At 44.8% G+C, this 24,163-nt stretch carries 25 protein-coding genes; 18 read left to right on the forward strand and 7 right to left on the reverse strand.

What is annotated here, in order from left to right:
* Positions 1–221 precede the first annotated feature (221 nt).
* The 10 genes from hflK to rplI all read left to right on the forward strand — a co-directional run bounded on the left by hflK (position 222) and on the right by rplI (position 9,769).
* On the forward strand, positions 222–1,451 hold the full coding sequence (gene hflK / locus AACS90_RS00960; RefSeq protein WP_099119989.1) for an FtsH protease activity modulator HflK: 1,230 nt from the start codon (positions 222–224) through the stop codon (positions 1,449–1,451).
* Between the two features lie 2 nt (positions 1,452–1,453).
* Positions 1,454–2,461: a protease modulator HflC gene (gene hflC / locus AACS90_RS00965; RefSeq protein ID WP_099119990.1), complete on the forward strand. Its 1,008-nt coding sequence runs from the start codon at positions 1,454–1,456 to the stop codon at positions 2,459–2,461.
* A 302-nt stretch (positions 2,462–2,763) separates the two neighbouring features.
* On the forward strand, positions 2,764–4,062 hold the full coding sequence (locus AACS90_RS00970) for an adenylosuccinate synthase (RefSeq protein WP_099119991.1): 1,299 nt from the start codon (positions 2,764–2,766) through the stop codon (positions 4,060–4,062).
* Positions 4,063–4,286: 224 nt separating this feature from the next.
* Positions 4,287–4,706 carry a nitric oxide-sensing transcriptional repressor NsrR gene (gene nsrR / locus AACS90_RS00975; protein WP_099119992.1) on the forward strand — a complete coding sequence of 140 codons (420 nt, stop codon included), beginning with the start codon at positions 4,287–4,289 and terminating at the stop codon, positions 4,704–4,706.
* 56 nt (positions 4,707–4,762) lie between these two features.
* Positions 4,763–7,249, forward strand: a complete 2,487-nt coding sequence (gene rnr / locus AACS90_RS00980) for a ribonuclease R (RefSeq protein WP_099119993.1) — start codon at positions 4,763–4,765, stop codon at positions 7,247–7,249.
* A gap of 65 nt (positions 7,250–7,314) precedes the next feature.
* Positions 7,315–8,049: a 23S rRNA (guanosine(2251)-2'-O)-methyltransferase RlmB gene (rlmB, locus tag AACS90_RS00985; RefSeq protein ID WP_099109367.1), complete on the forward strand. Its 735-nt coding sequence runs from the start codon at positions 7,315–7,317 to the stop codon at positions 8,047–8,049.
* A gap of 275 nt (positions 8,050–8,324) precedes the next feature.
* Positions 8,325–8,723 carry a 30S ribosomal protein S6 gene (rpsF, locus tag AACS90_RS00990; protein ID WP_086955108.1) on the forward strand — a complete coding sequence of 133 codons (399 nt, stop codon included), beginning with the start codon at positions 8,325–8,327 and terminating at the stop codon, positions 8,721–8,723.
* 5 nt (positions 8,724–8,728) lie between these two features.
* Complete coding sequence (gene priB / locus AACS90_RS00995; RefSeq protein ID WP_099109369.1) at positions 8,729–9,046, forward strand: primosomal replication protein N; 318 nt, start codon at positions 8,729–8,731, stop codon at positions 9,044–9,046.
* A 4-nt stretch (positions 9,047–9,050) separates the two neighbouring features.
* Positions 9,051–9,278 (forward strand): 30S ribosomal protein S18, encoded by a 228-nt coding sequence (gene rpsR / locus AACS90_RS01000; protein ID WP_000135199.1) that lies wholly within the window; start codon positions 9,051–9,053, stop codon positions 9,276–9,278.
* Positions 9,279–9,316: 38 nt separating this feature from the next.
* On the forward strand, positions 9,317–9,769 hold the full coding sequence (gene rplI / locus AACS90_RS01005; RefSeq protein WP_099119994.1) for a 50S ribosomal protein L9: 453 nt from the start codon (positions 9,317–9,319) through the stop codon (positions 9,767–9,769).
* A 64-nt stretch (positions 9,770–9,833) separates the two neighbouring features.
* Here the strand turns inward: rplI and AACS90_RS01010 are convergent, their stop codons facing one another.
* Positions 9,834–10,163: a type II toxin-antitoxin system PemK/MazF family toxin gene (locus tag AACS90_RS01010; protein WP_099119995.1), complete on the reverse strand. Its 330-nt coding sequence runs from the start codon at positions 10,161–10,163 to the stop codon at positions 9,834–9,836.
* On the reverse strand, positions 10,163–10,420 hold the full coding sequence (locus tag AACS90_RS01015; RefSeq protein ID WP_099109372.1) for an AbrB/MazE/SpoVT family DNA-binding domain-containing protein: 258 nt from the start codon (positions 10,418–10,420) through the stop codon (positions 10,163–10,165). Before AACS90_RS01015 ends, AACS90_RS01010 begins: the two co-directional genes overlap by 1 nt.
* A 154-nt stretch (positions 10,421–10,574) precedes the next feature.
* Between AACS90_RS01015 and AACS90_RS01020 the strand changes: the two genes are divergently transcribed.
* On the forward strand, positions 10,575–11,195 hold the full coding sequence (locus tag AACS90_RS01020; RefSeq protein WP_099109373.1) for a peptidylprolyl isomerase: 621 nt from the start codon (positions 10,575–10,577) through the stop codon (positions 11,193–11,195).
* A gap of 61 nt (positions 11,196–11,256) precedes the next feature.
* The gene (gene cysQ / locus AACS90_RS01025; protein WP_099109374.1) at positions 11,257–11,997 is read left to right on the forward strand and encodes a 3'(2'),5'-bisphosphate nucleotidase CysQ; all 741 of its coding nucleotides are present in this window, start codon (positions 11,257–11,259) and stop codon (positions 11,995–11,997) included.
* 76 nt (positions 11,998–12,073) lie between these two features.
* Here the strand turns inward: cysQ and AACS90_RS01030 are convergent, their stop codons facing one another.
* Positions 12,074–12,631 carry a YtfJ family protein gene (locus tag AACS90_RS01030; RefSeq protein WP_099119996.1) on the reverse strand — a complete coding sequence of 186 codons (558 nt, stop codon included), beginning with the start codon at positions 12,629–12,631 and terminating at the stop codon, positions 12,074–12,076.
* Positions 12,632–12,955: 324 nt separating this feature from the next.
* On the opposite strand from AACS90_RS01030, the gene AACS90_RS01035 reads away from it, so the two are divergent.
* The gene (locus tag AACS90_RS01035) at positions 12,956–13,162 is read left to right on the forward strand and encodes a DUF1107 domain-containing protein (RefSeq protein ID WP_099109376.1); all 207 of its coding nucleotides are present in this window, start codon (positions 12,956–12,958) and stop codon (positions 13,160–13,162) included.
* Between the two features lie 75 nt (positions 13,163–13,237).
* Here the strand turns inward: AACS90_RS01035 and AACS90_RS01040 are convergent, their stop codons facing one another.
* Together AACS90_RS01040 and msrA are read right to left on the reverse strand one after the other, a co-directional pair.
* Positions 13,238–14,566, reverse strand: coding sequence for a hemolysin family protein (locus AACS90_RS01040; protein WP_099119997.1), 1,329 nt, complete (start codon positions 14,564–14,566; stop codon positions 13,238–13,240).
* A gap of 163 nt (positions 14,567–14,729) precedes the next feature.
* Positions 14,730–15,377 carry a peptide-methionine (S)-S-oxide reductase MsrA gene (msrA, locus tag AACS90_RS01045; RefSeq protein WP_099119998.1) on the reverse strand — a complete coding sequence of 216 codons (648 nt, stop codon included), beginning with the start codon at positions 15,375–15,377 and terminating at the stop codon, positions 14,730–14,732.
* Positions 15,378–15,512: 135 nt separating this feature from the next.
* Here msrA and tamA point away from each other — a divergent pair, with 135 nt between their 5' ends.
* The 3 genes from tamA to AACS90_RS01060 are packed head-to-tail and all read left to right on the forward strand — an operon-like array spanning position 15,513 to position 21,363.
* Complete coding sequence (gene tamA, locus AACS90_RS01050) at positions 15,513–17,255, forward strand: autotransporter assembly complex protein TamA (RefSeq protein WP_099119999.1); 1,743 nt, start codon at positions 15,513–15,515, stop codon at positions 17,253–17,255.
* Positions 17,252–21,013: an autotransporter assembly complex protein TamB gene (gene tamB / locus AACS90_RS01055; protein ID WP_099120000.1), complete on the forward strand. Its 3,762-nt coding sequence runs from the start codon at positions 17,252–17,254 to the stop codon at positions 21,011–21,013. Before tamA ends, tamB begins: the two co-directional genes overlap by 4 nt.
* A gap of 2 nt (positions 21,014–21,015) precedes the next feature.
* Entirely contained in the window at positions 21,016–21,363 is a 348-nt protein-coding gene (locus AACS90_RS01060; RefSeq protein ID WP_099120001.1) for a gamma-glutamylcyclotransferase family protein, read from the forward strand.
* Between the two features lie 240 nt (positions 21,364–21,603).
* Here AACS90_RS01060 and ppa read toward each other — a convergent pair whose 3' ends face one another.
* Positions 21,604–22,134, reverse strand: coding sequence for an inorganic diphosphatase (ppa, locus tag AACS90_RS01065; protein WP_099109382.1), 531 nt, complete (start codon positions 22,132–22,134; stop codon positions 21,604–21,606).
* A gap of 236 nt (positions 22,135–22,370) precedes the next feature.
* Here ppa and AACS90_RS01070 point away from each other — a divergent pair, with 236 nt between their 5' ends.
* Positions 22,371–22,649, forward strand: a complete 279-nt coding sequence (locus AACS90_RS01070; protein WP_099120002.1) for a type II toxin-antitoxin system HicA family toxin — start codon at positions 22,371–22,373, stop codon at positions 22,647–22,649.
* Positions 22,646–23,002 carry a type II toxin-antitoxin system HicB family antitoxin gene (locus AACS90_RS01075; protein WP_099120003.1) on the forward strand — a complete coding sequence of 119 codons (357 nt, stop codon included), beginning with the start codon at positions 22,646–22,648 and terminating at the stop codon, positions 23,000–23,002. Before AACS90_RS01070 ends, AACS90_RS01075 begins: the two co-directional genes overlap by 4 nt.
* Before the next feature lie 59 nt (positions 23,003–23,061).
* Here AACS90_RS01075 and fbp read toward each other — a convergent pair whose 3' ends face one another.
* On the reverse strand, positions 23,062–24,066 hold the full coding sequence (gene fbp / locus AACS90_RS01080; protein WP_099120004.1) for a class 1 fructose-bisphosphatase: 1,005 nt from the start codon (positions 24,064–24,066) through the stop codon (positions 23,062–23,064).
* Positions 24,067–24,163 lie beyond the last annotated feature (97 nt).

Here is a 24,163-nt window from a genome sequence, read left to right on the forward strand (position 1 = left end):
AATTGCAGTGACAAAATCAGCACTGTCATCAGCACTGTCAAAAGGTATCACCCAAAAATATTGGTTGCTTATGAAACGGTGAAGTTTATCGTTTTTGCCCATGGAGGTTGTGTCTGATATATCAGTAACAGCGGCCTGTGAAGTGGGAAGCCTCACCCGTGTGGGTGGAAGAGCAGTCACCTCTGAAAAACCAGTGAAAAACTAAAAAGTGGAGCTAAAACATGGCGTGGAATCAGCCCGGTAATAACGGACAGGACCGCGACCCGTGGGGAAGCAGCAAGAATAATGGCGGCAACTCCGGCGGCAACAATAAAGGTGGTCGAAACCGTGGGGCAACTGATCTCGACGATCTGTTCCGTAAACTGAGCCAAAAACTCGGCGGCCTCGGTGGAAACAAAGGTGGAAATGGTTCTGGGCAGAACCCTAAATTTGGTGGACGTCTTATTGGTCTCGCCATTGCTGTTGTAGTTGTTGTTTGGGTTGTCAGTGGTTTCTATACAATCAAGGAAACAGAACGTGGTGTTGTTACCCGTTTGGGTAAATTCAGCCATATCGTACAGCCCGGTCTGAACTGGAAGATGACATTTATCGACCGCGTTCGTGCTGTTAACGTTGAATCTGTTCGCGAACTGGCAACAACGGGTGTCATGCTGACATCGGATGAAAACGTAGTGCGTGCTGAAATGAACGTTCAGTATCGTGTTACTGATCCTGAAGCCTACCTTTTCAATGTCACCAATCCAGATAACAGCCTTCGTCAGGCGACTGACAGTGCTGTGCGCGGGGTTGTCGGCAAATACACAATGGAAAAAATCCTGACAGCGGATCGTACTATTGTGCGTAATGATACCCAAAAGGTACTGGAAGAAACCATTCGTCCATACCACATGGGGATCACCCTGCTGGATGTTAACTTCCAGACTGCGCGTCCACCTGAAGAGGTGAAAGCGGCATTTGATGACGTTATCGCAGCCCGTGAAGAAGAACAAAAAACCATTCGTGAAGCAGAAGCCTATAAAAACTCTGTCTTACCAATTGCCAAGGGTAATGCTCAGCGTATTATCGAAGAAGCCAAAGCTTATAAGGTCAGTGCGGTATTGAATGCACGGGGTGAAGTAGCAAGTTTTGCCAAAATCCTGCCTGAATATAAAGCGGCACCGGAAATTACCCGTGAGCGTCTTTATATCGAGACAATGGAACGAGTTCTGAGTAATACCCGCAAAGTGATTGCCAATGAAAAGAGCAATAATATGCTGGTATTGCCACTGGATCAGGTTCTTCGTAGTCAGGCTGAAGCAGCAAAGGCTAAATCACCAGAAGTGAAAGTAACACCAGAGCATCGCAGCACGACACATTCTACACCAGCACACGGGCAATCAGGTTATGGCAGTTCTGGCTATGGTGATTCAAGCGACCTGCGTGGTGATACGACAAGACAAGGGAGACCATAATAATGCGTAAGTCGTTCGTCTTTGTTATTGCCGCCATATTGGTTGTGCTCTACTCATCAATCTTTATCGTATATGAAGGCCAGCGTGGGATCGTACTGCGTTTTGGTAAAGTAGTACGTGATGCTGAAAATAAGCCAGTGGTTTATCAGCCGGGCCCACATTTTAAGATCCCATTTATTGAAACTGTCAAAACGCTTGATGCCCGTATCCAGACAATGGATATCAAGGCAGACCGTTTCCTGACCAGTGAAAATAAAGACTTGATTGTTGACTCTTATCTGAAATGGCGCATTAAAGATTTCAGCAGCTATTATCTGGCTACCGGTAATGGTTCAATTTCTCAGGCTGAAGTTCTGTTAAAACGTAAATTCAGTGACCGTCTGCGTTCTGAAATCGGTCGTCTGGATGTTCGTGGTATCGTAACCGACTCCCGTGGTCGTCTGACGACGGATGTACGTAATGCTCTGAACCTGGGAACGAGTGATGAAGACTCTTCCGCAGACGATGCAATCGCTTCTGCTGCAGCCCGTGTGAAGAAAGAAACCAAAGGTGCACAGCCTGCTTTCAATCCGAACAGTATGGCTGCACTGGGGATTGAGGTTGTGGATGTCCGTATCAAGCAGATCAACCTGCCGGATGAAGTTTCAGGAGCAATCTACCAGCGTATGCGTGCAGAACGTGAAGCGGTAGCGCGTCGTCACCGTTCACAGGGGCTGGAAGAAGCTGAGAAGGTTCGTGCAGCGGCTGATAAGTCGGCGACTGAAATCAAAGCAGCCGCATATAGTGAGGCTCTGATTTTACGCGGTGAAGGTGATGCGGAAGCAACAAAACTGTTTGCCGATGCTTTCAATAAAGATCCTGATTTTTATGCCTTTATCCGTAGCCTGCGTGCGTACGAGAATAGCTTCAGGAATGAAGGGAATATCATGGTTCTCAGCCCTGATACAGACTTCTTCCGCTATATGAAAGATCCATCTAAACAGCGCACTCATAGTCGTGCTAATGACTGATAGTTTCTGATAGGTAAATTGATTGCAGATAAATGGTCTGATATTTGCCTGAATTAGCAGAAATAAACGTCATTTCTGAGCCACTGTAAGAAAACTTACAGTGGCTTTTTACGTCATTTTTTATACCCACGGTCTTTCAAATTGCTTCTTTTGTAGCTCTTATGAGTTATTCCGTCATTACCAATGCTTACTTATCAGCCCGTTAATATGACGAAACGAAATAACAGAAGTGAGAAAAAATACTGAAAGGTGCTAAATGAGATGGTAGAATCCATTTTTAAGCAACCGAGTGAACTTTTGAAATGGGTAAGAACGTTGTCGTATTGGGCACCCAATGGGGTGACGAGGGCAAGGGTAAAATCGTCGACTTGCTGACTGAACGGGCTAAATATGTTGTCCGTTATCAGGGGGGCCATAATGCGGGCCATACATTAGTCATTAACGGTGAAAAAACCGTTCTCCACTTAATCCCATCTGGGATCCTGCGTGAAAATGTCATTAGCATTATCGCTAATGGGGTCGTTTTAGCACCAGATGCTTTGATGAAAGAAATGAACCAGCTTGAATCACGTGGGATTCCTGTACGTGAGCGCTTGCTTATTTCTGAAGCTTGTCCATTGATCCTGCCTTATCATGTTGCATTGGACAATGCTCGTGAAAAAGCGCGTGGTGCGAAGGCAATCGGTACAACCGGTCGTGGTATCGGTCCTGCATACGAAGATAAAGTGGCTCGCCGTGGTCTGCGTGTGGGTGATTTGTTCGATAAAGAAACTTTCGCAGCTAAACTGAAAGAAATCATCGATTATCATAACTTCCAGCTGGTTAACTATTACAACGAACCTGCCGTTGATTTCCAGAAAACTCTGGATGATATTCTGGCGATTGCGGATATCCTGACTGGCATGGTAGTTGACGTTTCTGACCTGCTTTACAAAGCAACTCAGAAAGGTGAGCTGGTAATGTTTGAAGGTGCTCAGGGTACATTACTGGACATCGACCACGGTACTTATCCTTATGTAACCTCCTCTAATACCACCGCTGGTGGTGTTGCAACGGGTTCAGGTCTGGGTCCGCGTTACGTTGATTATGTACTGGGTATTGTCAAAGCTTACTCTACCCGTGTTGGTGCAGGTCCATTCCCAACAGAACTGTTTGATGAAACCGGTGAATATCTGCGCCAGAAAGGTCAGGAATTCGGTGCTACCACAGGCCGTAGCCGTCGTACTGGCTGGCTGGATATCGTTGCTATCCGCCGCGCTATTCAAATCAACTCCCTGTCCGGCTTCTGTATGACCAAACTGGACGTACTGGATGGCCTGAAAGAAGTTAAGATCTGTGTAGGTTATCGTCAGGCTGATGGTACTGTCATCGACACTACACCACTGGCAGCAGAGAACTGGGAAGGTCTGGAAGCGGTATATGAAATCCTGCCGGGCTGGGATGAAAGCACTTTCGGCGTGAAAGAGCACAGCCAGTTGCCACAAGCTGCTCTGAACTACATTAAGCGTGTAGAAGAACTGTCTGGTGTTCCTGTTGATATTATTTCTACAGGCCCTGATCGCTCTGAAACGATGATCCTGCGCGATCCATTTGATGCTTAACTGATTATTTTTAATCACTAAGTATCTCTAACCGGGCTTTATGCCCGGTTTTTGCATTTTAGGGACGCAGACAGCCGTACCTCTATCATTTTTCTGGTGACAGCTTGCTTTGCTTAATTTTTAAAATACCCACATAATGTGACCAGTTAATGATGATAAACCAATAATCTTTACTTGTTTGGTTTCCAATAATCCCCGTTATATCCAGCCACCCAGAGGTAAGTGTGCAGTTAACCAGTTTTACCGATTACGGCTTGCGTGCCCTGATTTATATGGCTTCTTTACCTGAAGGCCAGATGACAAATATTACCGAAGTAACAGAAGTTTACGGTGTATCACGTAATCATATGGTAAAAATCATTAATCAACTGAGTAACCTGGGATTAGTGAATGCTGTCAGAGGAAAAAACGGCGGCATTAGTCTGGGAAAATCCGCCAGTGAAATTAAAATTGGTGATGTGGTGCGTTTACTGGAGCCACTTGGATTAGTTAACTGCGACAGCTGCCATATTACTCCAGCCTGTCGTCTAAAATCAGTATTGAATCAGGCAGTGGAAAACTTTTTGGAAGAATTAAATCAATATTCTTTGGCCGATATGGTTGAAGACAATCGTCCCCTTTATCAATTGTTGCTGACGAAATGAAGCAGGAAATAAAGCGCGGGGATAAACAGCTTACTGATGACAACAGAGGAATAGCGATGTCAAAAGATCCTTTTCAGGAACGAGAGGCTGCAAAATACGAATCTCCTATCCCAAGTCGGGAATATATCTTGGATATCCTTTCTAAACACACCACTCCGGTAAGTCGTCAGGAAATAGCACAAGAACTTCAGTTAACCAGCGCAGAGGCGCAGGAAGCATTGCGTCGCCGTTTGCGCGCAATGGAGCGTGATGGACAGTTAGTTTTCACTCGTCGCCAGTGTTATGCGTTGCCGGAAAGATTGGATCTATTAAAAGGAACTGTCATTGGGCATCGTGATGGTTATGGATTCTTACGGGTGGAAGGTCACAAAGAGGATTTTTATCTGTCAGCAGAACAGATGAAGATGGCAATCCACGGTGATGTTGTTTTGGCTCAACCTTTACGTCCGGATCGTAAAGGCCGTATTGAAGTGCGTATCGTCCGGGTATTGGAGCCAAAGACCAGCCAGATAGTCGGGCGGTATTTTATCGATGCCGGTATGGGTTTTGTGGTTCCTGATGACAGCCGTTTGTGTTTCGATATCCTGATCCCGAAAGAAGAAATTTGCGGAGCAAGGATGGGGAATGTCGTTGTTGTGGAACTGACGAATCGCCCAACCCGTCGTACTAAAGCCATCGGTAAAATTGTTGAAGTACTCGGTGAAACGATGGGAACGAGCATGGCGGTTGATATTGCCCTTCGAACCCATGAAATCCCTTATAACTGGCCACCGATAGTGGAAAAACAGTTAGCTGGTCTGGATGAAAATGTCCCGGAATCAGCGAAAGAAGGCCGGGTTGATTTACGAGCACTGCCGTTAGTCACTATCGATGGTGAAGATGCCCGTGATTTCGATGACGCAGTATATTGTGAAAGAAAACGCGGTGGCGGTTGGCGCTTATGGGTTGCCATTGCTGATGTTAGTTACTATGTTCGCCCACAAACGCCTCTGGATGCCGAAGCATGTAGCCGTGGTAACTCCGTTTATTTCCCGTCGCAGGTTGTGCCGATGCTGCCGGAAGTGTTATCAAACGGATTATGTTCGCTAAATCCAGAGGTTGATCGCTTGTGCATGGTGTGTGAAATGACGATTTCCGCTCAGGGAAGGTTGTCTTCATACAAATTTTACGAAGCGGTGATGAATTCTCACGCTCGTTTGACTTATACCAAAGTAGGGAAAATCCTACAGGGCGATCAGGAACTGCGAGAACATTACAAGCCGCTGGTGGAGCACATCGAACATCTGCATGAACTTTATCAGGCGTTGGATGTATCCCGTGACGAGCGGGGAGCCATTTCGTTTGAATCTGAAGAAGCGAAATTTATTTTCAATGCAGAAAGGCGAATTGAGCGCATTGAACCGGTTGTGCGTAACGATGCTCATAAGTTGATCGAAGAGTGTATGATTCTGGCAAATATTGCGGCTGCGCGTTTTGTCGAAAAACATCGTGAACCTGCTCTGTATCGTATTCATGATCGACCACGAGAAGAAAGTATTCTGAATTTGCGTTCGGTCTTTAATGAACTGGGACTGGAACTGCCGGGTGGCATGACGCCAGAGCCGAAAGATTTCGCTGAACTGATGAAACTTGTCTCTGAACGTCCCGACCATGAATTGTTGCAAACGATGTTGTTGCGTTCCATGAAACAGGCCATTTATGATCCGGAAAATCGCGGTCACTTCGGTCTGGCCCTACGCGCTTATGCACATTTTACATCGCCGATCCGTCGCTATCCTGATTTAGTTTTACACCGGGCAATTAAGTATCTGCTGGCACAGGAAAACGGTACTGCTGAACAGCACTGGACACCAACCGGTGGCTGGCACAACGATATGGCGCAGATGCTGCAATTGGGTGATCACTGCTCAATGACTGAACGCCGTGCTGATGAAGCGACACGAGATGTGGCTGACTGGCTGAAATGTGATTTCATGCAGGATCAGGTGGGTAATGTTTTCACCGGCCTGATTACCAGTGTGACGGGCTTCGGTTTCTTTGTCAGGTTGCATGATCTGTTCATTGATGGTTTGGTACATGTTTCCACATTGGATAATGACTATTACCGTCATGACAATGTTGGTCAGCGTCTCATCGGTGAATCTTCCGGGCAGACTTATCGGCTTGGCGATGAAGTAGAAATCCGTGTAGAAGCGGTTCACATGGATGAACGTAAGATTGACTTTGCTTTGCTTTCTACGACCCGCAAAGCCCGTAATAAAGGCAAAACAGCACGGGATAAAGCGAAAAAAGGCGCATTTGAGCGTAAAGGTGCCAAAAAAGGTCGTGATTATAAAAAATCAGATAATTTTGAGCCAGATAGCGGTTTCCGTAAGAAGAAAAAAACGGAAAAAGCCAGTTCAGGAAATAAGTCAGATAAAACGTCAGACAGCCAGTCAGGAAAAGCAGGCAAAAAGAAGAAAATTTCAGACAAAACCAAAAAAATCACGGCAAAGCTGAAAGCTAAACGCGCGAAAAAAACGCGGAAAACAGTTGATAGTTAACTAGCAAAAAATAGAGATAATAGGGCGGTTTTCGCCGCCCTCCATTTTTTAGGTATCATCCCGTCATGAGTGAAATTATCTACGGTATTCATGCCGTTAAAGCCTTATTGGAGCGTGATCCACAGCGCTTCATGGAAGTTTATGTTCTGAAAGGGCGCGAAGATCGCCGTTTGACCCCGCTGTTGCAGGAACTGGAAAGTATCGGGATTTCTGTTCAACTGGCTAACCGCCAATGGCTGGATACACAGACAGAAAATGCGGTACATCAGGGGATCATCGCGAGAGTTAAACCCGGACGGCAATATCAGGAGAATGACCTGCCTGATTTACTGGCTCAGTGTGAGCGTCCTTTCCTGCTGGTGCTGGATGGTGTGACTGACCCACATAATTTGGGAGCCTGCCTGCGTACTGCGGATGCCGCAGGAGTTCATGCCGTTATCGTTCCCCGAGACCGTTCGGCACAGCTGAATGCAACTGCGAAAAAAGTTGCCTGTGGTGCCGCAGAAAGCGTACCTCTGATCCGCGTTACTAACCTCGCCCGTACTTTGCGTTTATTACAGGAACACAATGTCTGGATTGTGGGTACAGCGGGAGAAGCCACTCATTCTCTGTATCAAAGCAAATTGACTGGCCCGATGGCACTGGTCATGGGTGCTGAGGGTGAAGGCATGCGCCGTCTGACTCGCGATCATTGTGATGAGCTGGTCAGTATTCCGATGGCAGGTTCTGTTTCTTCTCTGAATGTTTCAGTTGCAACGGGCGTTTGTCTGTTTGAAATCATGCGTCAGAGAAGCGCTTAAAAATATACCCTATGGATTTCGAGATGCGTCGCGGCAGCAAGGGAACTCATCACCAGGAACATAGACAATCGTCTGTTTATAAAAACGGTGACTGGGGTGAGTGAGCGTAGCCAACAAAGAGGCAACTTGAAAGACGGCGGGTATTACTTGAGTTTTTTCTACTACGCAGGTATAGTGACGCGTCGATTTTTCAGCCGTACTTAACACGTTCCTTGCCTCCATGGGCCACGGCTGACCCTGACAGGAGGCTGAATAATCCGTAAGGAGCAATGATAATGCGTCATTACGAAATCGTTTTTATGGTCCATCCTGACCAGAGCGAACAGGTTCCGGGCATGATCGAGCGTTACAGTGCAACTATCACTAACGCACAAGGTCAGATTCATCGTCTGGAAGACTGGGGCCGCCGTCAACTGGCTTATCCAATCAACAAACTGCACAAAGCTCACTACGTTCTGTTGAACGTTGAAGCTCCACAAGAAGCGATTGATGAGCTGGAAACTAACTTCCGCTTCAACGATGCCGTTATCCGCAGCATGGTTATGCGTACTAAGCACGCAGTAACTGAACCATCACCAATGGTTAAGGCTAAAGACGAACGTCGCAGCCGTGACCTGGTCCTGGAAGAAGGCCTGGTTGATGATGTTGATGAAGCTGGGGATTCTGAAGAGTAATCTCTGTGACAGCTAATCGTTTGGTGCTTTCTGGCACAGTGTGCAAGACACCGATACGAAAAGTCAGTCCATCCGGTATTCCACATTGTCAGTTTGTGCTCGAACATCGTTCACAGCAGCAGGAAGCCGGATTCAGCAGGCAGTCATGGTGCAGAATGCCCGTTATTGCCAGCGGACAATTGTTACAAGAATATACTCACAGTATAACGGTCGGTAGTCGAATAACCGTTTCAGGATTCATTAACTCCCATCATGGGCGCAATGGTCTTAGTAAACTGGTTCTTCATGCCGAGCAGATTGAATTGATAGATTCTGGAGACTAGCCAAATGGCACGTTATTTCCGTCGTCGCAAGTTCTGCCGTTTCACAGCGGAAGGCGTACAAGAGATTGATTATAAAGACATTGCTACGCTGAAAAACTATATCACTGAAAGTGGTAAAATTGTACCTAGCCGCATCACCGGCACTCGTGCAAAATATCAGCGTCAGCTCGCTCGTGCTATCAAGCGTGCACGCTACCTGTCTTTGTTGCCTTATACTGATCGTCATCAGTAATAGGCACAGTCCATTCACGACTTTGAGAGGATAAGGTAATGCAAGTTATTCTGCTTGATAAAGTAGCGAACCTGGGTAGCCTGGGTGATCAAGTTAACGTTAAAGCGGGTTATGCCCGTAACTTCTTAGTTCCTCAGGGCAAAGCTGTTCCTGCAACTAAGAAAAACATCGAATTTTTCGAAGCTCGCCGTGCTGAACTGGAAGCTAAACTGGCTGACGTTCTGGCAGCAGCACAAGCTCGTGCAGAGCAAATCAAAGCACTGGGCGTTGTGACTATCGCTTCTAAAGCGGGTGACGAAGGTAAACTGTTCGGTTCTATCGGTACTCGTGACATCGCTGATGCAGTTACTGCTGCTGGTGTTGCTGTATCTAAGAGCGAAGTTCGCCTGCCTAACGGCGTTCTGCGTACTGTTGGTGAGCACGAAGTTCACTTCCAGGTACACAGCGATGTATTCGCACAGTTGAACGTTAGCATTGTTCCAGAAGCTTAATCTTTGATTAGCTACAAGAACATGTGAACAAAAAACGCTGGCAATGCCAGCGTTTTTTGTTTTCTTATGAAATGATCACCTTAGCTATTTCACTCACTTTTTCGATGATATCTTGAGGTGCTTTCTCAATAAATTTGATCTGGCGATTGGCAAAATCTAAGGATTTTATCTGATGAATAAGGATTGCTCCTTGAGTAGATAGATCCTTTGGTAAGATCACTTCCATATTCATCCCTCTTTTCATACTGGTAATCGGGGCTACAATAGCAAATCCTGTATGCTCGTTGAACATTTTGCGAGAGAGTACAAATGCAGGTCGACGTTTCATGATTTCTTTACCTGCACTTGGATCAAAATCTAATGAAACAATGTCTCCTTTTTCTGGTACATACATCAGAGTATTTCCTTACCAACAGGCTTGGAGTTAAGCCACTCTTTATCTTCTTCTGTTATTGTAAAACATTCTTTGGGACTTCCTGCTAATAGTGATTCCAGAGTTAACTCTTCTTCAATTGGTGTGAGTACAATTCTGTTATCCTGAATAGACAGTTCTAACTTTGAGCCAGTATGCAGATTCAGTGTTTTCACAATAGCTTTTGGAATACTAACAATGTTAGCTCCTCCAGATTGACGAATAACGACAGCAGCCATAATTGTGCCTCCTCCTGCTTAATTTATGCTCTAGTATAGCAATAGACAATGTTTTACAAAAGTAAAACTCTCTCTTTTTAATTCCTTCGTGCGTTTACCCATTCAGGCAGGGCTGTTATGCTTGAGCCTTTATTTATCCAATAAAGGTAATTTCATGACAAAACCTTCTTTTGAATCTATTGAAGCACGTGCAAGCTACGGTATTGGTTTGCAGGTTGGACAACAATTGCAGGAATCCGGTTTGCAAGGGCTGGAGCCAGAAGCTTTACTGGCAGGTCTGTGTGATGCACTGGAAAGCCGTGCTCCGGCGCTTCCTGTAGAAGAACTACATCGTGCTCTGCGTGAAGTACATGAGCGTGCCGATGGTGTTCGTCGTGAGCGTCAGCAGGCGATGGCAGAAGAAGGCAAAAAGTTCCTGGCAGAAAACGTACAGCGTGAAGGTGTGAGCAGCACTGAGTCTGGTTTGCAGTTCTCTGTTCTGACTCAGGGTGATGGCGCAATCCCGGCTCGCAGTGACCGTGTTCGTGTTCACTACACTGGCCGTCTGATCGATGGCACTGTATTTGACAGTTCTGTACAGCGTGGAACGCCAGCAGAATTTCCTGTCAGCGGCGTTATCCCTGGCTGGATTGAAGCTCTGACGCTGATGCCTGTTGGCTCCAAGTGGGAACTCTATATCCCTCACAACCTGGCTTACGGTGAACGCGGTGCAGGTGCTTCCATTCCTCCTTACAGCACTCTGATCTTTGAAGTAGAACTACTTGAGATCCTGTAATTCTGAACAATAAAATAGCTGGATAACCGGCTATTTTATTTTAGAAAATGCAGAGGTGTATATGTTACAACAGATCTGCCAACTTGCACGGGAAGCAGGTGCAGCCATCATGTCCGTTTATCATGATGAGCAACCGATGCAAATAAAGCATAAAACCGATGATTCACCCGTTACTGCTGCGGATATTGCCGCTCATAAGATCATCAAAGCAGGGCTGACACGTATTTCACCTGATATTCCATTGATATCAGAGGAAGATCCTCCAACGTGGGATGAGAGGAAAAACTGGCGTCGTTACTGGCTGGTTGACCCATTGGATGGCACGAAAGAATTCATTAATCGGAATGGTGAATTTACGGTCAATATCGCACTGATTGAAGAGGGTATTCCTGTCATGGGGGTTGTGTATGTCCCAGTACGTGACGTTCTTTATTCAGGGCATGAGCGGCATGCGTGGAAGGAAACTAACGGGCAGAAATTTCCTATCAAAGTTGTCTCTGCAACACCACCCACTGTCGTGGTTAGTCGTTCTCATATGGATGATGAGCTGAGGGATTATCTTACTCAGTTAGGGGCTCACCAAACACTGTCAGTCGGATCATCACTTAAATTTTGTATGGTAGCTGAAGGGAAAGCCCAGCTTTATCCTCGCTTCGGGCCGACAAATATCTGGGATACTGCCGCAGGCCACGCCGTTGCACTTGCTGCAGGCGGGCATGTTACTGACTGGGCAGGTAAAACGCTGGACTATACGCCGCGTGAATCGTTTTTAAACCCGGGGTTTAGGGTAACGATTTTTTAATGGGGTAAAGTGATAATGGTTCCTGACGAAACCATTATCACCAGCCAATATCATCGGATATTTTTAATATAACCGATTAATTTTTCAGTTCTTCTTTGATCAAAGCAAGGACGTGCTTGATATCTTCATTGTTCAACTTGCCATCTTTGACAAACTGTACGATACCGTTTTTATCCAGCACAATAATTGCTGAACTTTTAGGTTCCAGACCCCATGCTTGTTTGGCAACACCATCACTATCGACAATAAATTGTGACCACGGGAATTCTTTTTTACTGTCTTCAAGGCTGCTCCGGACGAAAGCACTGGTGCCGAAGATAGCATCATCAGTGTTTACAACGCTGGTTGTCTGATATTTATCTTTCGGAAGATCAGCGGCTTTTAGGGCCTGAATAAGAGGGTCATTCATCTCTTTGGCAGAGCTGCGTCCGGCAATATGCTGGATAGTTCTGACTTTCCCCGGCAGTTCTGCACTGCTCCATTGTTGATAGCTAAACTTACCGTTGTTGAGAAGGAGTTCACCTTTGTCTGCTATAATTACGGCAGGCACAGGTTGCCCGACAGTAATGTTATGAGCAAATGCAGTAATTGAAGTTAATCCCAATATTAAAGCTAACACTATGTTTCTTAGCATATTTATTCCTTACTTAGCATGATGTGACATGTTATCAGGGAGTATCATACCCAGCATAGCGACTGTTAACTGGTCTGCTCTCATAAAATAAAACAATTTGGTAACATTTAAAATAAAATATAAGTAAATCTTCAACAAGGATAACATAATGCTCCATTTTTTCATTATGTTACGCTAAAACAGCGATTGAATCTTCAGTATTCGGGAACGAATTTCCAGATGCAGAGTCTATAGAACGTACACAGCCGTGATGTACCTTTTGATTCACTAATTGCGCAGTACAGAAAAATAGTATCGTAAGAAGCATGGAGGAGTAAAAAAGAGATGAAAATCTTTCAGCGCTATAATCCACTAAAAATTGCTCTCTACGTAAAAACCCTATTCCGTGGAAGGTTATATATCAAAGACATGGGTGCCTTTGAATTTAATTATGGGAAAATTCTGCCTCCCAAAATAAAAGATAAACGCCATTTCAATGTCATGAGTGAAGTTAACCAGCAGGTGTTACTTCTACAAGCCGAAATGGGGTAGTTCCAAAATAAAATAGTTTTGGGAACTGAATGAACGGCCTTTCGGCCGTTTTTTGTTGGTGTTTCTTATTGGGATTTATTCAGATATTGCCGGTTCTGTTGGGCTACTGGAAGGGGGTGGAGTATCAACAATTTTGGTTACCAATAATTGGTCGATTTTATAATTATCAATATCTACCACTTCGAATTTATATCCGCTGAACTTCACATAATCAGTACGCTTCGGAATTTTCCGCAGGCGGAACATCATAAAACCAGCAATCGTTTCATAATTGCTGGAGTCCGGGAAGTCTTCAATATCCAGAACTCGTAACACATCTTCTATGGGCGTGCCGCCTTCAACTAACCAGGAATTTTCATCACGGACAACAATCTGTTCTTCCTGCCCCTGACCGATTAAATCGCCCATTAAAGTCGTCATAACGTCATTCAGTGTTATCACACCCATTACCAGTGCGTATTCATTCAGAATGATGGCAAAGTCATCTCCGGCAGCCTTGAAACTTTCCAGTGTGTCAGATAGCGAAAGGGTATCCGGGATCATTAGTGCATTGCGGACTTGAACACCATTTTTCAGGTTGAGACTTTGCCCACTCAGGACACGGTTCAGTAAATCTTTGGAATCAACGTAGCCCATGACATGATCGATATCGCCGTCGCAAACAAGGAATTTCGAGTGTGGATGAGTAGAAATCTTTTCTTTGATACTGTTTTCGTCTTCATTCTTATCAAAATAAACCACACTTTCGCGGGAGGTCATGGCAGACGGAACCGTACGGGATTCCAGCTCGAAAACATTTTCAATCAACTCATGCTCTTGCTTACGTAATACACCTGCGACAGCTCCAGCTTCAACCACAGCATAAATATCATCAGAGGTAATATCTTCATTACGGGCCATCGGGATTTTAAAAATCTTGAATATGCAGTCAGCAAGCCCATTGAACAGCCAGACTAAAGGCCGGGATATTGCCAGACAAAAACGCATTGGGTTAACAATCCGGATAGCAACGGCTTCAGGCTTAATCATCCCAAGACGTTTGGGTGTTAGATCAGCAAGTAGAATGAAAAGGCTGGTTACGATAATAAAAGAACAGATAAAGCCGAGTTGCTCTGCCCAGTCATGGGGCATGAAACTGGTCAGTAGTGACTTAATAGCAGGCGAAAATGCTGATTCTCCAACAACACCCGCGAGGATTGCTACGGCATTCAGACCAATTTGTACGACGGTAAAAAAGCGGCCCGGAGTTTCCTGTAACTTAAGAACGCGGGCAGCATTAATATTTCCCTCGTTCACCATCAGTTTTAGTTTTATTCTTCTTGAAGCAGCCAGAGAAATTTCAGATAACGAAAAAAATGCGCTGATAGCACAAAGCAAAAGTATGATTAATAAACTGTTTAACATAAAGTATCCAAGTCTTATCTTCAGTGGCAGGGTAGTTTTTTATTTGAATAACACTGAAGAAAGGAGTGAAAAATTACACAAATAAAAACTTACGGCAAAGGTAATATGCCGTAATTTAAATGAATTTAGTCAAATAATTATAACATTGGGTTGACTAAACTGGCTAGTTTCTGGACGTAGGCGGGAAACAGATCCCCGTTCCTCCCAGCCCACAGTACCCTTCAGGGTTTTTCATCAGGTATTGCTGGTGATAATCTTCCGCAAAATAGAATGGTCCGGCTGCCCGGATCTCTGTGGTGATCGTGCGCTGATCGCCATTCTCATCCATCGCCAGCTGATATTGTTCGAGACTTGCGACTGCCTGTGCATATTGTTCAGGAGAAACGGTATAAAGAGTTGAACGATATTGTGTGCCAATATCACCATGCTGACGCATCCCCTGTGCCGGATCGTGATTTTCCCAGAACAGTTTTAATAATTGGCTATAGGTAATTGTTGTCGGGTCAAACACAATTCTGACAACTTCAGCATGTCCGGTTAATCCGGAACAAACCTCTTCATAGGTCGGATTTGGCGTGATGCCACCACTGTAGCCGGCTGAAGTGGTATAAACCCCTTCCTGTTGCCAGAACAGGCGTTCGACACCCCAGAAACACCCCATTCCGACATAAGCAATTTCCATATTTTCAGGAATGTTATCTATCGCATACTGTGTAACGTAATGGTAGGGTGATACAGTTAATGGTAATTCTCTACCGGGTAATGCACTTTGTTCAGTAACATGTTGGCTTTCGTTAGTTGAATTTGGCAAGATTCTCTCCTGTTTATCATCTATTTTATGGTTATAGAGTTGCTTGTATATCTATAAAGCTTTACCAAAATTAATTTATGGCAGAATTTTTATACTGCTGAATATTACCCCTAAATAAATGTATTAGGAGTTAGCGTGTCACGATACTCTTTCATATTTGTACTTTGTGTGTCTATCGCAACTCCATCGGTTTATAGTGCAAATTTACGATTGAAAGTGGAAGGACTTTCTGGCGAACTGGAAAAAAATGCCAGAGTGCAGCTCTCAAACATTAGTACTGATGAAGTTTCTCCCGATGGACGTTTTCGTGCCCGTGTCGAGAAAGCGATACGAAAAGGACTCAGACCACTGGGATATTATGAGCCTACAATTGAGTTCACTTATCAGGAAAATACGCCTCCTTCCCGCCCGGTTTTAACAGCAAAAGTCACTTTAGGAGAACCGGTTCGGATTGCCGGTGTTAAGGTTGATTTGGAAGGTGGAGCCAGAACCGATCCTGATTATGCGACAATGATTAAAAAAAATATGCCGAAAGATGGGACGATCCTGAATCATGGTGAATATGAAAGTTTTAAGAATGCGCTGAATAATCTTGCTCTCAGGAAAGGGTATTTTGATGCCGAAATGAAAAAAAGTGAGCTGGAAGTCTCTAAAGAACGGCATATATCTTACTGGGATTTTGATTTTGATAGCGGGCAACGTTATCGTTTTGGCCCTGTTAAATTTCAGGGTTCACAAATCCGCGAAAACTACCTGAATAATCTGGTGCCATTTAAAGAAGGTGATTACTACTCTTCGGAAGAGCTGGCAGAACTTAACCGTCGGTTGGCAGATACTGGCTGGTTCAACTCTGCGGTTGTCGTACCTGATTTTAAAACGGGTCGCGGGAGTAAAGATAAAATATTACCACTGGATGCTTCATTAGTTCCCCGCTCTGCCAACTATGTTGAGTTAGGTGGAGGATATGCAACAGATGTTGGTCCCCGTGTTCAGGTAAAATGGAAAAAGCCGTGGCTGAATTCCCGAGGGCATAGTTTAAGCACCAGTATCAATGTTTCCAGACGTGATCAGGTGATTGATGCGTCTTATAAAATGCCACTTAAGGCTAACCCGCTTGAGCAGTACTACGAATTGCAAACCGGTTATAAACGTAAAGAACTTAACGATACCACTTCTGATACAGCAACTTTAAACCTCTCCCGCAACTGGGATCTCTCCACCGGCTGGCGGTATGGTGTCAACCTGCGCTGGAGCCTCAGTCACTTTACGCAGGCTAATGTGACAAATACCACTGCGTTGCTTTATCCGGGAGCTAATGTCAGCCGAATCCGCCAGCGTGGAGGCACGATGCCTTACTGGGGGGATAGCCAGCGCTACTCAATTGATATCTCTGATACAACCTGGCATTCAGATGTCGACTTTATGGTGTTACAGGCTCACCACGTCTGGGTCAGGACGTTACGTGATAAACACCGTTTTGTTGTGCGCGGCGATCTTGGCTGGATAGAAACCAATCAATTTGAGAGAGTGCCACCTGATTTGCGTTTCTTCGCTGGGGGTGATCGCAGTATTCGTGGTTACAAGTATCAGAAAATTTCACCTAAAGACAGCGATGGTAAATTGACAGGTGCATCAAAACTGGTTATTGGCTCGCTGGAGTATCAATACAATGTTCATGGTAATTGGTGGGGAGCTATGTTTGTGGATACCGGCGAAGCAGTCAATGATATCAAAAGGAGTAACTTCAAAACCGGTGCAGGTATTGGCGTGCGCTGGGCTTCTCCCGTCGGGCCGATTAAGTTCGACCTTGCTTCTCCTGTAGGGGACAAAAATAATCATGAGGTTCAGTTTTACATTGGTTTAGGGGCTGAACTATGAGGTGGGTAAAAAGAGTTAGTATTGCTTTCCTGCTGATTGTTGGCCTGTTGCTCATCACGGTTGTGGGATTAGTGACAACACAAACCGGCCTGCATTTTATGATCAACAGTGCAACGCGTTTGGTTCCAGGGCTGGAGATAGCAAATGTCAGTGGCGGCTGGCGCGATTTAACACTGAAAGGCATTAAATATAAGATGCCGGGTATTGATGTTAATGCTGATAATTTTCACCTCTCACTACGGCTTTCCTGTTTACATCGCAGTCATATCTGCGCCAATGCCCTGACAACGGAAGGCGTCTCTGTTCTGGTTAATACCGCTGAACTTCCGTCGTCAGAAAAATCGCCGGATTCTGAGCCATTAACTGAATTGAAAACGCCGTATCCTATCGAGTTGGATCTCCTTTCCTTGAAGAATATTCACGTCAAAGTCGACGATATCGCGATTGATTTAGGTGAATTTAATGCGGGAGCACAGTGGCAGGAAAAGCATCTGACGTTAAAACCAATACAAATCAGTAATCTTTTGGTTGCACTACCCAAAAAGCCTAGTGAACCTACTGAACAAAAACTCCGGTCAAAAACTGAATCTGAACAATCATTGGGTGAAGTTTTAAAGACGCTGTTTGCCAAGCCACTTTTGGCAGACTTACCTGCGATTCCTATTCCTCTTGATATCACGGTAGAAAATATTCACGGTCGCCAGCTTCGTTTGGCGGGAGATACTGATATCACCATCAATGATGTGGAGCTGAAAGCCAGTAATCAGGGGCAGGATGTAGATATCAAAAACTTTAGCGTGAGTGCGCCGGAAGGTTCTCTGGTAATACAGGGAACGGCAAAACTTGCTGAACAGTGGCCGGTTAAATTGTCAGTTAAGGGTAGTACTACGCTGGAACCCGTAAAAGGGCAGCATTTTCAGGCAAAACTGAATGGTGCTTTGCTACAGCAACTTAATCTGGCATTAAAGCTTGCAGGGCCCGTGGATGCGGACCTGAATGTTCAGACGGAATTAGCTAAAGCAAATCTACCTATGCGCCTGACACTGGTAAGTCATCATCTACAGTGGCCATTAACGGAAAAAGCGGAATATCAACTGAATGATGTCAGGTTACACCTGAATGGTAAAGCCAGTGATTATGACCTTTCCCTACGCTCTGATATTAAAGGGAATGAACTTCCTCCGGCATTATTGGTTCTGGATGCGAAGGGAAATGAGGAGTTGCTCCGGCTCACTCGTTTGCGCCTGTCGGCATTACAGGGTAATGCCGAGCTCACAGGTGTGGTTGACTGGAGTAAAGCCATTAGCTGGAATGCTCAGTTGCACCTGCATGGTATTGACACTGAAAAACAGTGGCCGGAATGGCCTGCCAGAATAGATGGCAAGGTAGCGGTTCGGGGTAGCTTATATGGCGGGAGCTGGCAGCTTCAGCTTCCTGAAATAGCCCTTGATGGTCATGTAAAGCAGAACAGTATCAAAATGCATGGCAAAGTTTCCGGTAATGCAGCGGGGCAATGGGATATCCCCCAATTTAACGTCATATTTGGTCGTAATACGCTGGATGTTAAAGGCCGTCTTACTGATGAAAAATGGGAGTTGGATGGAGATATTCATGCGCCACAACTAAATGGCCTGTTGCCGGGGCTGTCTGGTGTGGTTATGGGGGATTTGAAACTACGTGGCAACCTCAAAGCACCTCAGGTCGTTGCAGACTTAAACGCGCGTGGTGTGCGCTGGCAGAATGATTTATCGGTAGATAGCGCGGTTATTAAAGGGGATTTACGGTCAACGGATCAAATTGAAGGCCGGTTATCAGTCATCATTCAGCAGCTGAAACAGGCCGATTTGGCTATCAATAATCTGGAGCTTAACGCCAAGGGTACAGAAAGACAGCACGAACTGCAATTACGGGTGGATGGCAGCCCTGTATCAGGCCGTTTGGCTCTGAATGGCAGTTTTGACCGCAAACAGGAACGCTGGAAAGGTAATATCAATAATACCTATTTTGATACGCCTGTTGGCGAGTGGCGTTTAAGTAAAGCAGTGACGTTTGATTACCAAAATTTACAGCAGAAAGTGATCGTTGGTACTCATTGTTGGCTGAACCCGAATGCTCAGCTCTGTATCCCGAAACCGATAGAAGCAGGTAGCAGCGGGCAGGCTGATATCGTACTGGAGCGTTTTGATCTTGCCATGATCCAGCCATATCTGGATAAGACAACTCAGCTAAAAGGGATATTCAGTGGTAATGCTAATGTTAAATGGACGGAAGGGCATCAATTACCACAGGTAAAAATGGCGCTTGAAGGTGATGGCGTTCAGCTTCGGCAGGTTGTGGAAGGTTCTACATTACCCGTTGATTTCGAAAGGCTGACTCTGAATGCAGGCCTGAAAAACGGAAAGGTTGATTTATCGTGGTTGTTTAAACTGGTCGGTAATGGTCAATTAGATGGTCATGTTCAGATAGATGATCTGGATGGACGGCGTAAATTATCTGGTAATGTCGATGCCCGTTTTCTTTCTCTTAATCTGATTAAGCCCATTTTGGATAAAGGTGAAAAAGCTGACGGAACTTTGAATGCAAACTTGAATCTTGGTGGGAGTGCCAAGAATCCATTGTTATATGGTTTTCTGAAGGCAGATGTTTTTCAGGTTAATAGCCACTGGTTGCCATTTGATATTAACCAGAGTCAGTTATCCGTTTATTTTGATGGTGTTCGTTCTGATTTGGAAGGGATCATTAAAACACCTCAGGGACAGCTTAATCTCCACGGGAATGCAGACTGGCGTAATTTAAATGCCTGGTCTGCCAGAGTCACTGCCTATGGGGATAAACTGCGGGTTACTGTGCCACCTATGGTTAAAATAGATGTAAGTCCTGATTTGGTTTTTGAGGCAACACCTCATTTACTGAAACTCAATGGTAATGTGGGTATCCCATGGGCCCGGATTACGGTTCAGGAGTTACCTGAATCTGCCGTAGGTATTTCTTCTGACGAAGTAATGTTGGATAAAAATCTTCAGCCGATAGAAAAGAAAAAGTCTTCCATTTTGATTCAAAGTGACTTAAATATTCACATAGGTAATGATGTTCGCTTGAATGCATTTGGCTTGAATGCCCAGTTGAAAGGAGATCTGAAAGTTATTCAGGATCAACAAGGTCTGGCGCTGAATGGTCAAATTGATATTCCGGATGGTCAATTTCGTGCTTATGGGCAGGATTTACAGGTGCGCAAGGGGCTGATTATGTTCTCTGGCCCACCGGATCAACCACTGTTGAATATTGAAGCAATCCGCAATCCTGAATCGACAGCGAATAATGTCATCGCTGGTGTGAGGGTGATGGGGCTGGCAGATAAGCCTAAAATTGAAATTTTCTCTGAGCCGGTGAAATCGCAACAGGAAGCACTTTCTTACTTGTTGCGTGGTGAAGGCTTAGAAAAGGGAGGCTCTGACAACTCCCAGATGACTTCTATGTTGATCGGCCTCGGCGTTGCCCAGAGCGGTAAATTAGTAGGCAAAATAGGTGAAACCTTTGGTGTCTCTGATCTGGCGCTGGATACACAGGGAATTGGCGATAAATCGCAGGTTGTTGTGAGTGGTAAGATTACCAACGACTTACAGGTGAAATATGGCGTTGGTATTTTTGACTCACTGGCAACTCTGACCCTACGTTACCGGGTGATGCCAAGATTGTATCTGGAAGCGGTATCTGGTATTGATCAGGCTTTAGATCTGCTCTATGAGTTTGAGTTTTAACGATGCGAGTTATTGTTTATGGTAGCCTGAGGCGCAAACAAGGCAATCACCACTGGATGACCTATGCCCAACTTTTAGGAGAGCATCGGCTTGAGGGGTATGAAATTTATGACCTGGGGCATTATCCCGCGGTAGTCCGCGGCGAAGGCACTCTTGAATGTGAAGTTTATCGCATTACATCATCCATTTTGACTGAACTGGATGATTTGAAAAAGAACACTCAGGAATATCAAAGGGAATTGATCCAAACCCCCTACGGCAGCGCATGGATTTATTTATATATGTTATCTGTCGAGGGTCTTACCCGAATAGAAAGTGGTGACTGGCTGAAACGTCACGAAGAAAAATAACGATCTGTATTGTATTTTTTAGGATCACTCTAATTGACTATACACAATGGATTTCAAGGTGCATTGAGGCGGCAAGGGAGAGAACCCCCGGGAGCATAGATAACTATGTGACTGGGGTGAACGAACGCAGCCAACAAAGAGGCAACTAGAAAGACGAAGTGTATAACTAAACAAAAAACCTCTGTGCCTATAAGAACACAGAGGTTTTTTACGATCAAAACTTGCTGTTATCCGTCAGGATTATTTTTTGGCAGCACGTTCGAAAGAAGTCAGGATTTCAGCTTTAGCTGCTTCAACATTTTCCCAGCCGTCAACTTTTACCCACTTGCCTTTTTCCAGATCTTTGTAGTGTTCAAAGAAATGGGTAATCTGAGAGCGCAGCAGTTCTGGCAGATCGTTCACATCTTTGATGTGATCGTATTCTTTGCTCAGTTTAGTATGAGGAACAGCAACCAGTTTAGCATCTTCACCGGATTCATCGGTCATTTTCAGCATACCAACTGGGCGGCAGCGGATAACGGAGCCTGGCTGCAATGGGTATGGAGTTGGAACCAGTACATCAACCGGGTCACCATCAAGGGACAGAGTGTTGTTGATGTAACCGTAGTTGCACGGATAGAACATAGCCGTTGACATGAAACGGTCTACAAACAGAGCGCCGGAGTCTTTGTCGACTTCATATTTAATTGGATCAGCATTTGCCGGGATCTCAATGATAACGTAGATGTCTTCTGGCAGTTCTTTACCCGCCGGTACGTTGTTCAGGCTCATAAAAGGTTTCCTTCAATTTCAAACCAAAATGGAGTGCGGGGTATTATAGCCAAAACAGGCCTAAAGTAATTCCATTTTTCTGATTCGTAGAGTGAACCATAATTTATGAAAGGTGTATTTCTTTATAAAGACGAAATGAAAGAAATCAGACAAGAGTGAGAAATAAAGAGATTTGATTTCTTTTTATAGTGGCTCTAATATGACTTCATTATTTGAAGTCGTAGTGTATTGAGATTATGGATAAACAGATTTCAGCGCTCCGAACGAGGCAGCGACGCACGTTAGATCAAATATTTAAAATGCCTGTTCCTTCTGGGATTAAGTGGTCAGATATTGAATCTCTTATTAAAGCATTAGGTGGAGAGATCAAGGAAGGACGAGGCTCGCGTTGTAAATTTATATTAAATGGCAGTATCGCCAATTTTCATCGTCCTCACCCATCTCCCGATACAGATAAAGGTGCTGTAGTCGGTTTACGGGAATGGTTGGATAGCATCGGAGTCACGCCATTATGAATAAACAACACACTAATATTATGGAAATAGCCGAACATCAGGCTGTCATTAGTTATGTACCTGAAATTGGGATGTTTCGGGGAAAGTTTTTAGGGTTATCGGGGTATTGTGATTTTGTGGCTGACAGTATAGCTGGGTTACATGCTGAAGGGAGGCTATCACTGGATGAATATCTGGAGGATTGCCGTATCGCTAATATCGAACCCTATCAACAGCGTGAAAAAACAAAAAATTTCACATTGCGCTATCCTGAGTCCTTTGGAGAACGCTTAATCCAAGCGGCTGCGGAGCACCAGATGTCAATTAATGCGTTTATTCTTGATACGTTAGATGAACGTATTCACCATAAATAATATTCATTAATTGAAGAGACGAAACTTTGCCTCTTCAATTAACTATTTAATAAATCGATTTATTCTTCGGGAAATTCAGCCATAAAACTTTCGGCTTTTTCCACCATCGATTTGGTTCCGACAAACAGTGGAACGCGCTGGTGCAACTCGCTTGGTTTGATATCCAGTATCCGGCTTGTACCGTCACTGGCTTTACCGCCAGCCTGTTCAGCCAGAAATGCAATCGGGTTGCACTCATATAACAGGCGTAATTTACCGGTCGGATGGCTGGCTGTACTTGGGTAAATGTAAATACCGCCTTTCAGCAGGTTGCGATGGAAGTCAGCAACGAGTGAACCGACATAGCGGGTAGTGTAAGGACGCTGAGTTTCTTCATCCTGCTCCTGGCAATATTTGATGTATTTCTTCACACCCTGAGGGAATTTAATGTAGTTCCCTTCGTTAATGGAGTACATATTGCCTTTTGCCGGGAACTGAACTTTTTCATGAGTCAGGCAGAATACACCCAGAGAAGGATCATAAGTGAAGGTATGAACACCACAGCCAGTGGTGTAAACCAACATGGTGGATGAGCCGTAGACGACATAACCAGCCGCAACCTGACGATGGCCCGGTTGCAGGAAGTCTTCTTCAGTAACCGGTTGTCCGATCGGTGTAATTCGGTGGTAAATGGAGAAAATAGTACCAACGGAAACGTTTACATCAATATTCGAAGAACCATCCAGTGGGTCCATCAAAACAACATATTTTGCATTTTCTGCCCGATCGCCATCAAAGATGACGATATCGTCTTCTTCTTCAGAAGCGATACCAGCTACTTCACCGCGAGCTTTCAGTGCTGCCTTGAGTTTTTCATTGGCATACAAGTCCAGCTTCATCTGAACTTCACCCTGAACATTTGAAACACCGCTAGTGCCCAGAATATCCACCAGACCTGCTTTATTAATGTCCCGATGAATGATCTTGGCACCCAGTTTGATAGCAGAAAGTAATGCGGTCAATTCACCTGTAGCATGAGGAAAGTCGTGCTGTTTTTCGACGATGAATTCGCCTAATGTTTTCATGACGAAGGCCCTGATTTGGTTATGATTTTAAAAGAGTGCATCACATGAGTGTTGCACTTAAGTGCGGGCAGTTTAGCTAAAGAATAGAATGATTGAT

This window comes from Xenorhabdus sp. KK7.4 (assembly GCF_963876465.1).
Classification (GTDB): domain Bacteria; phylum Pseudomonadota; class Gammaproteobacteria; order Enterobacterales; family Enterobacteriaceae; genus Xenorhabdus; species Xenorhabdus stockiae.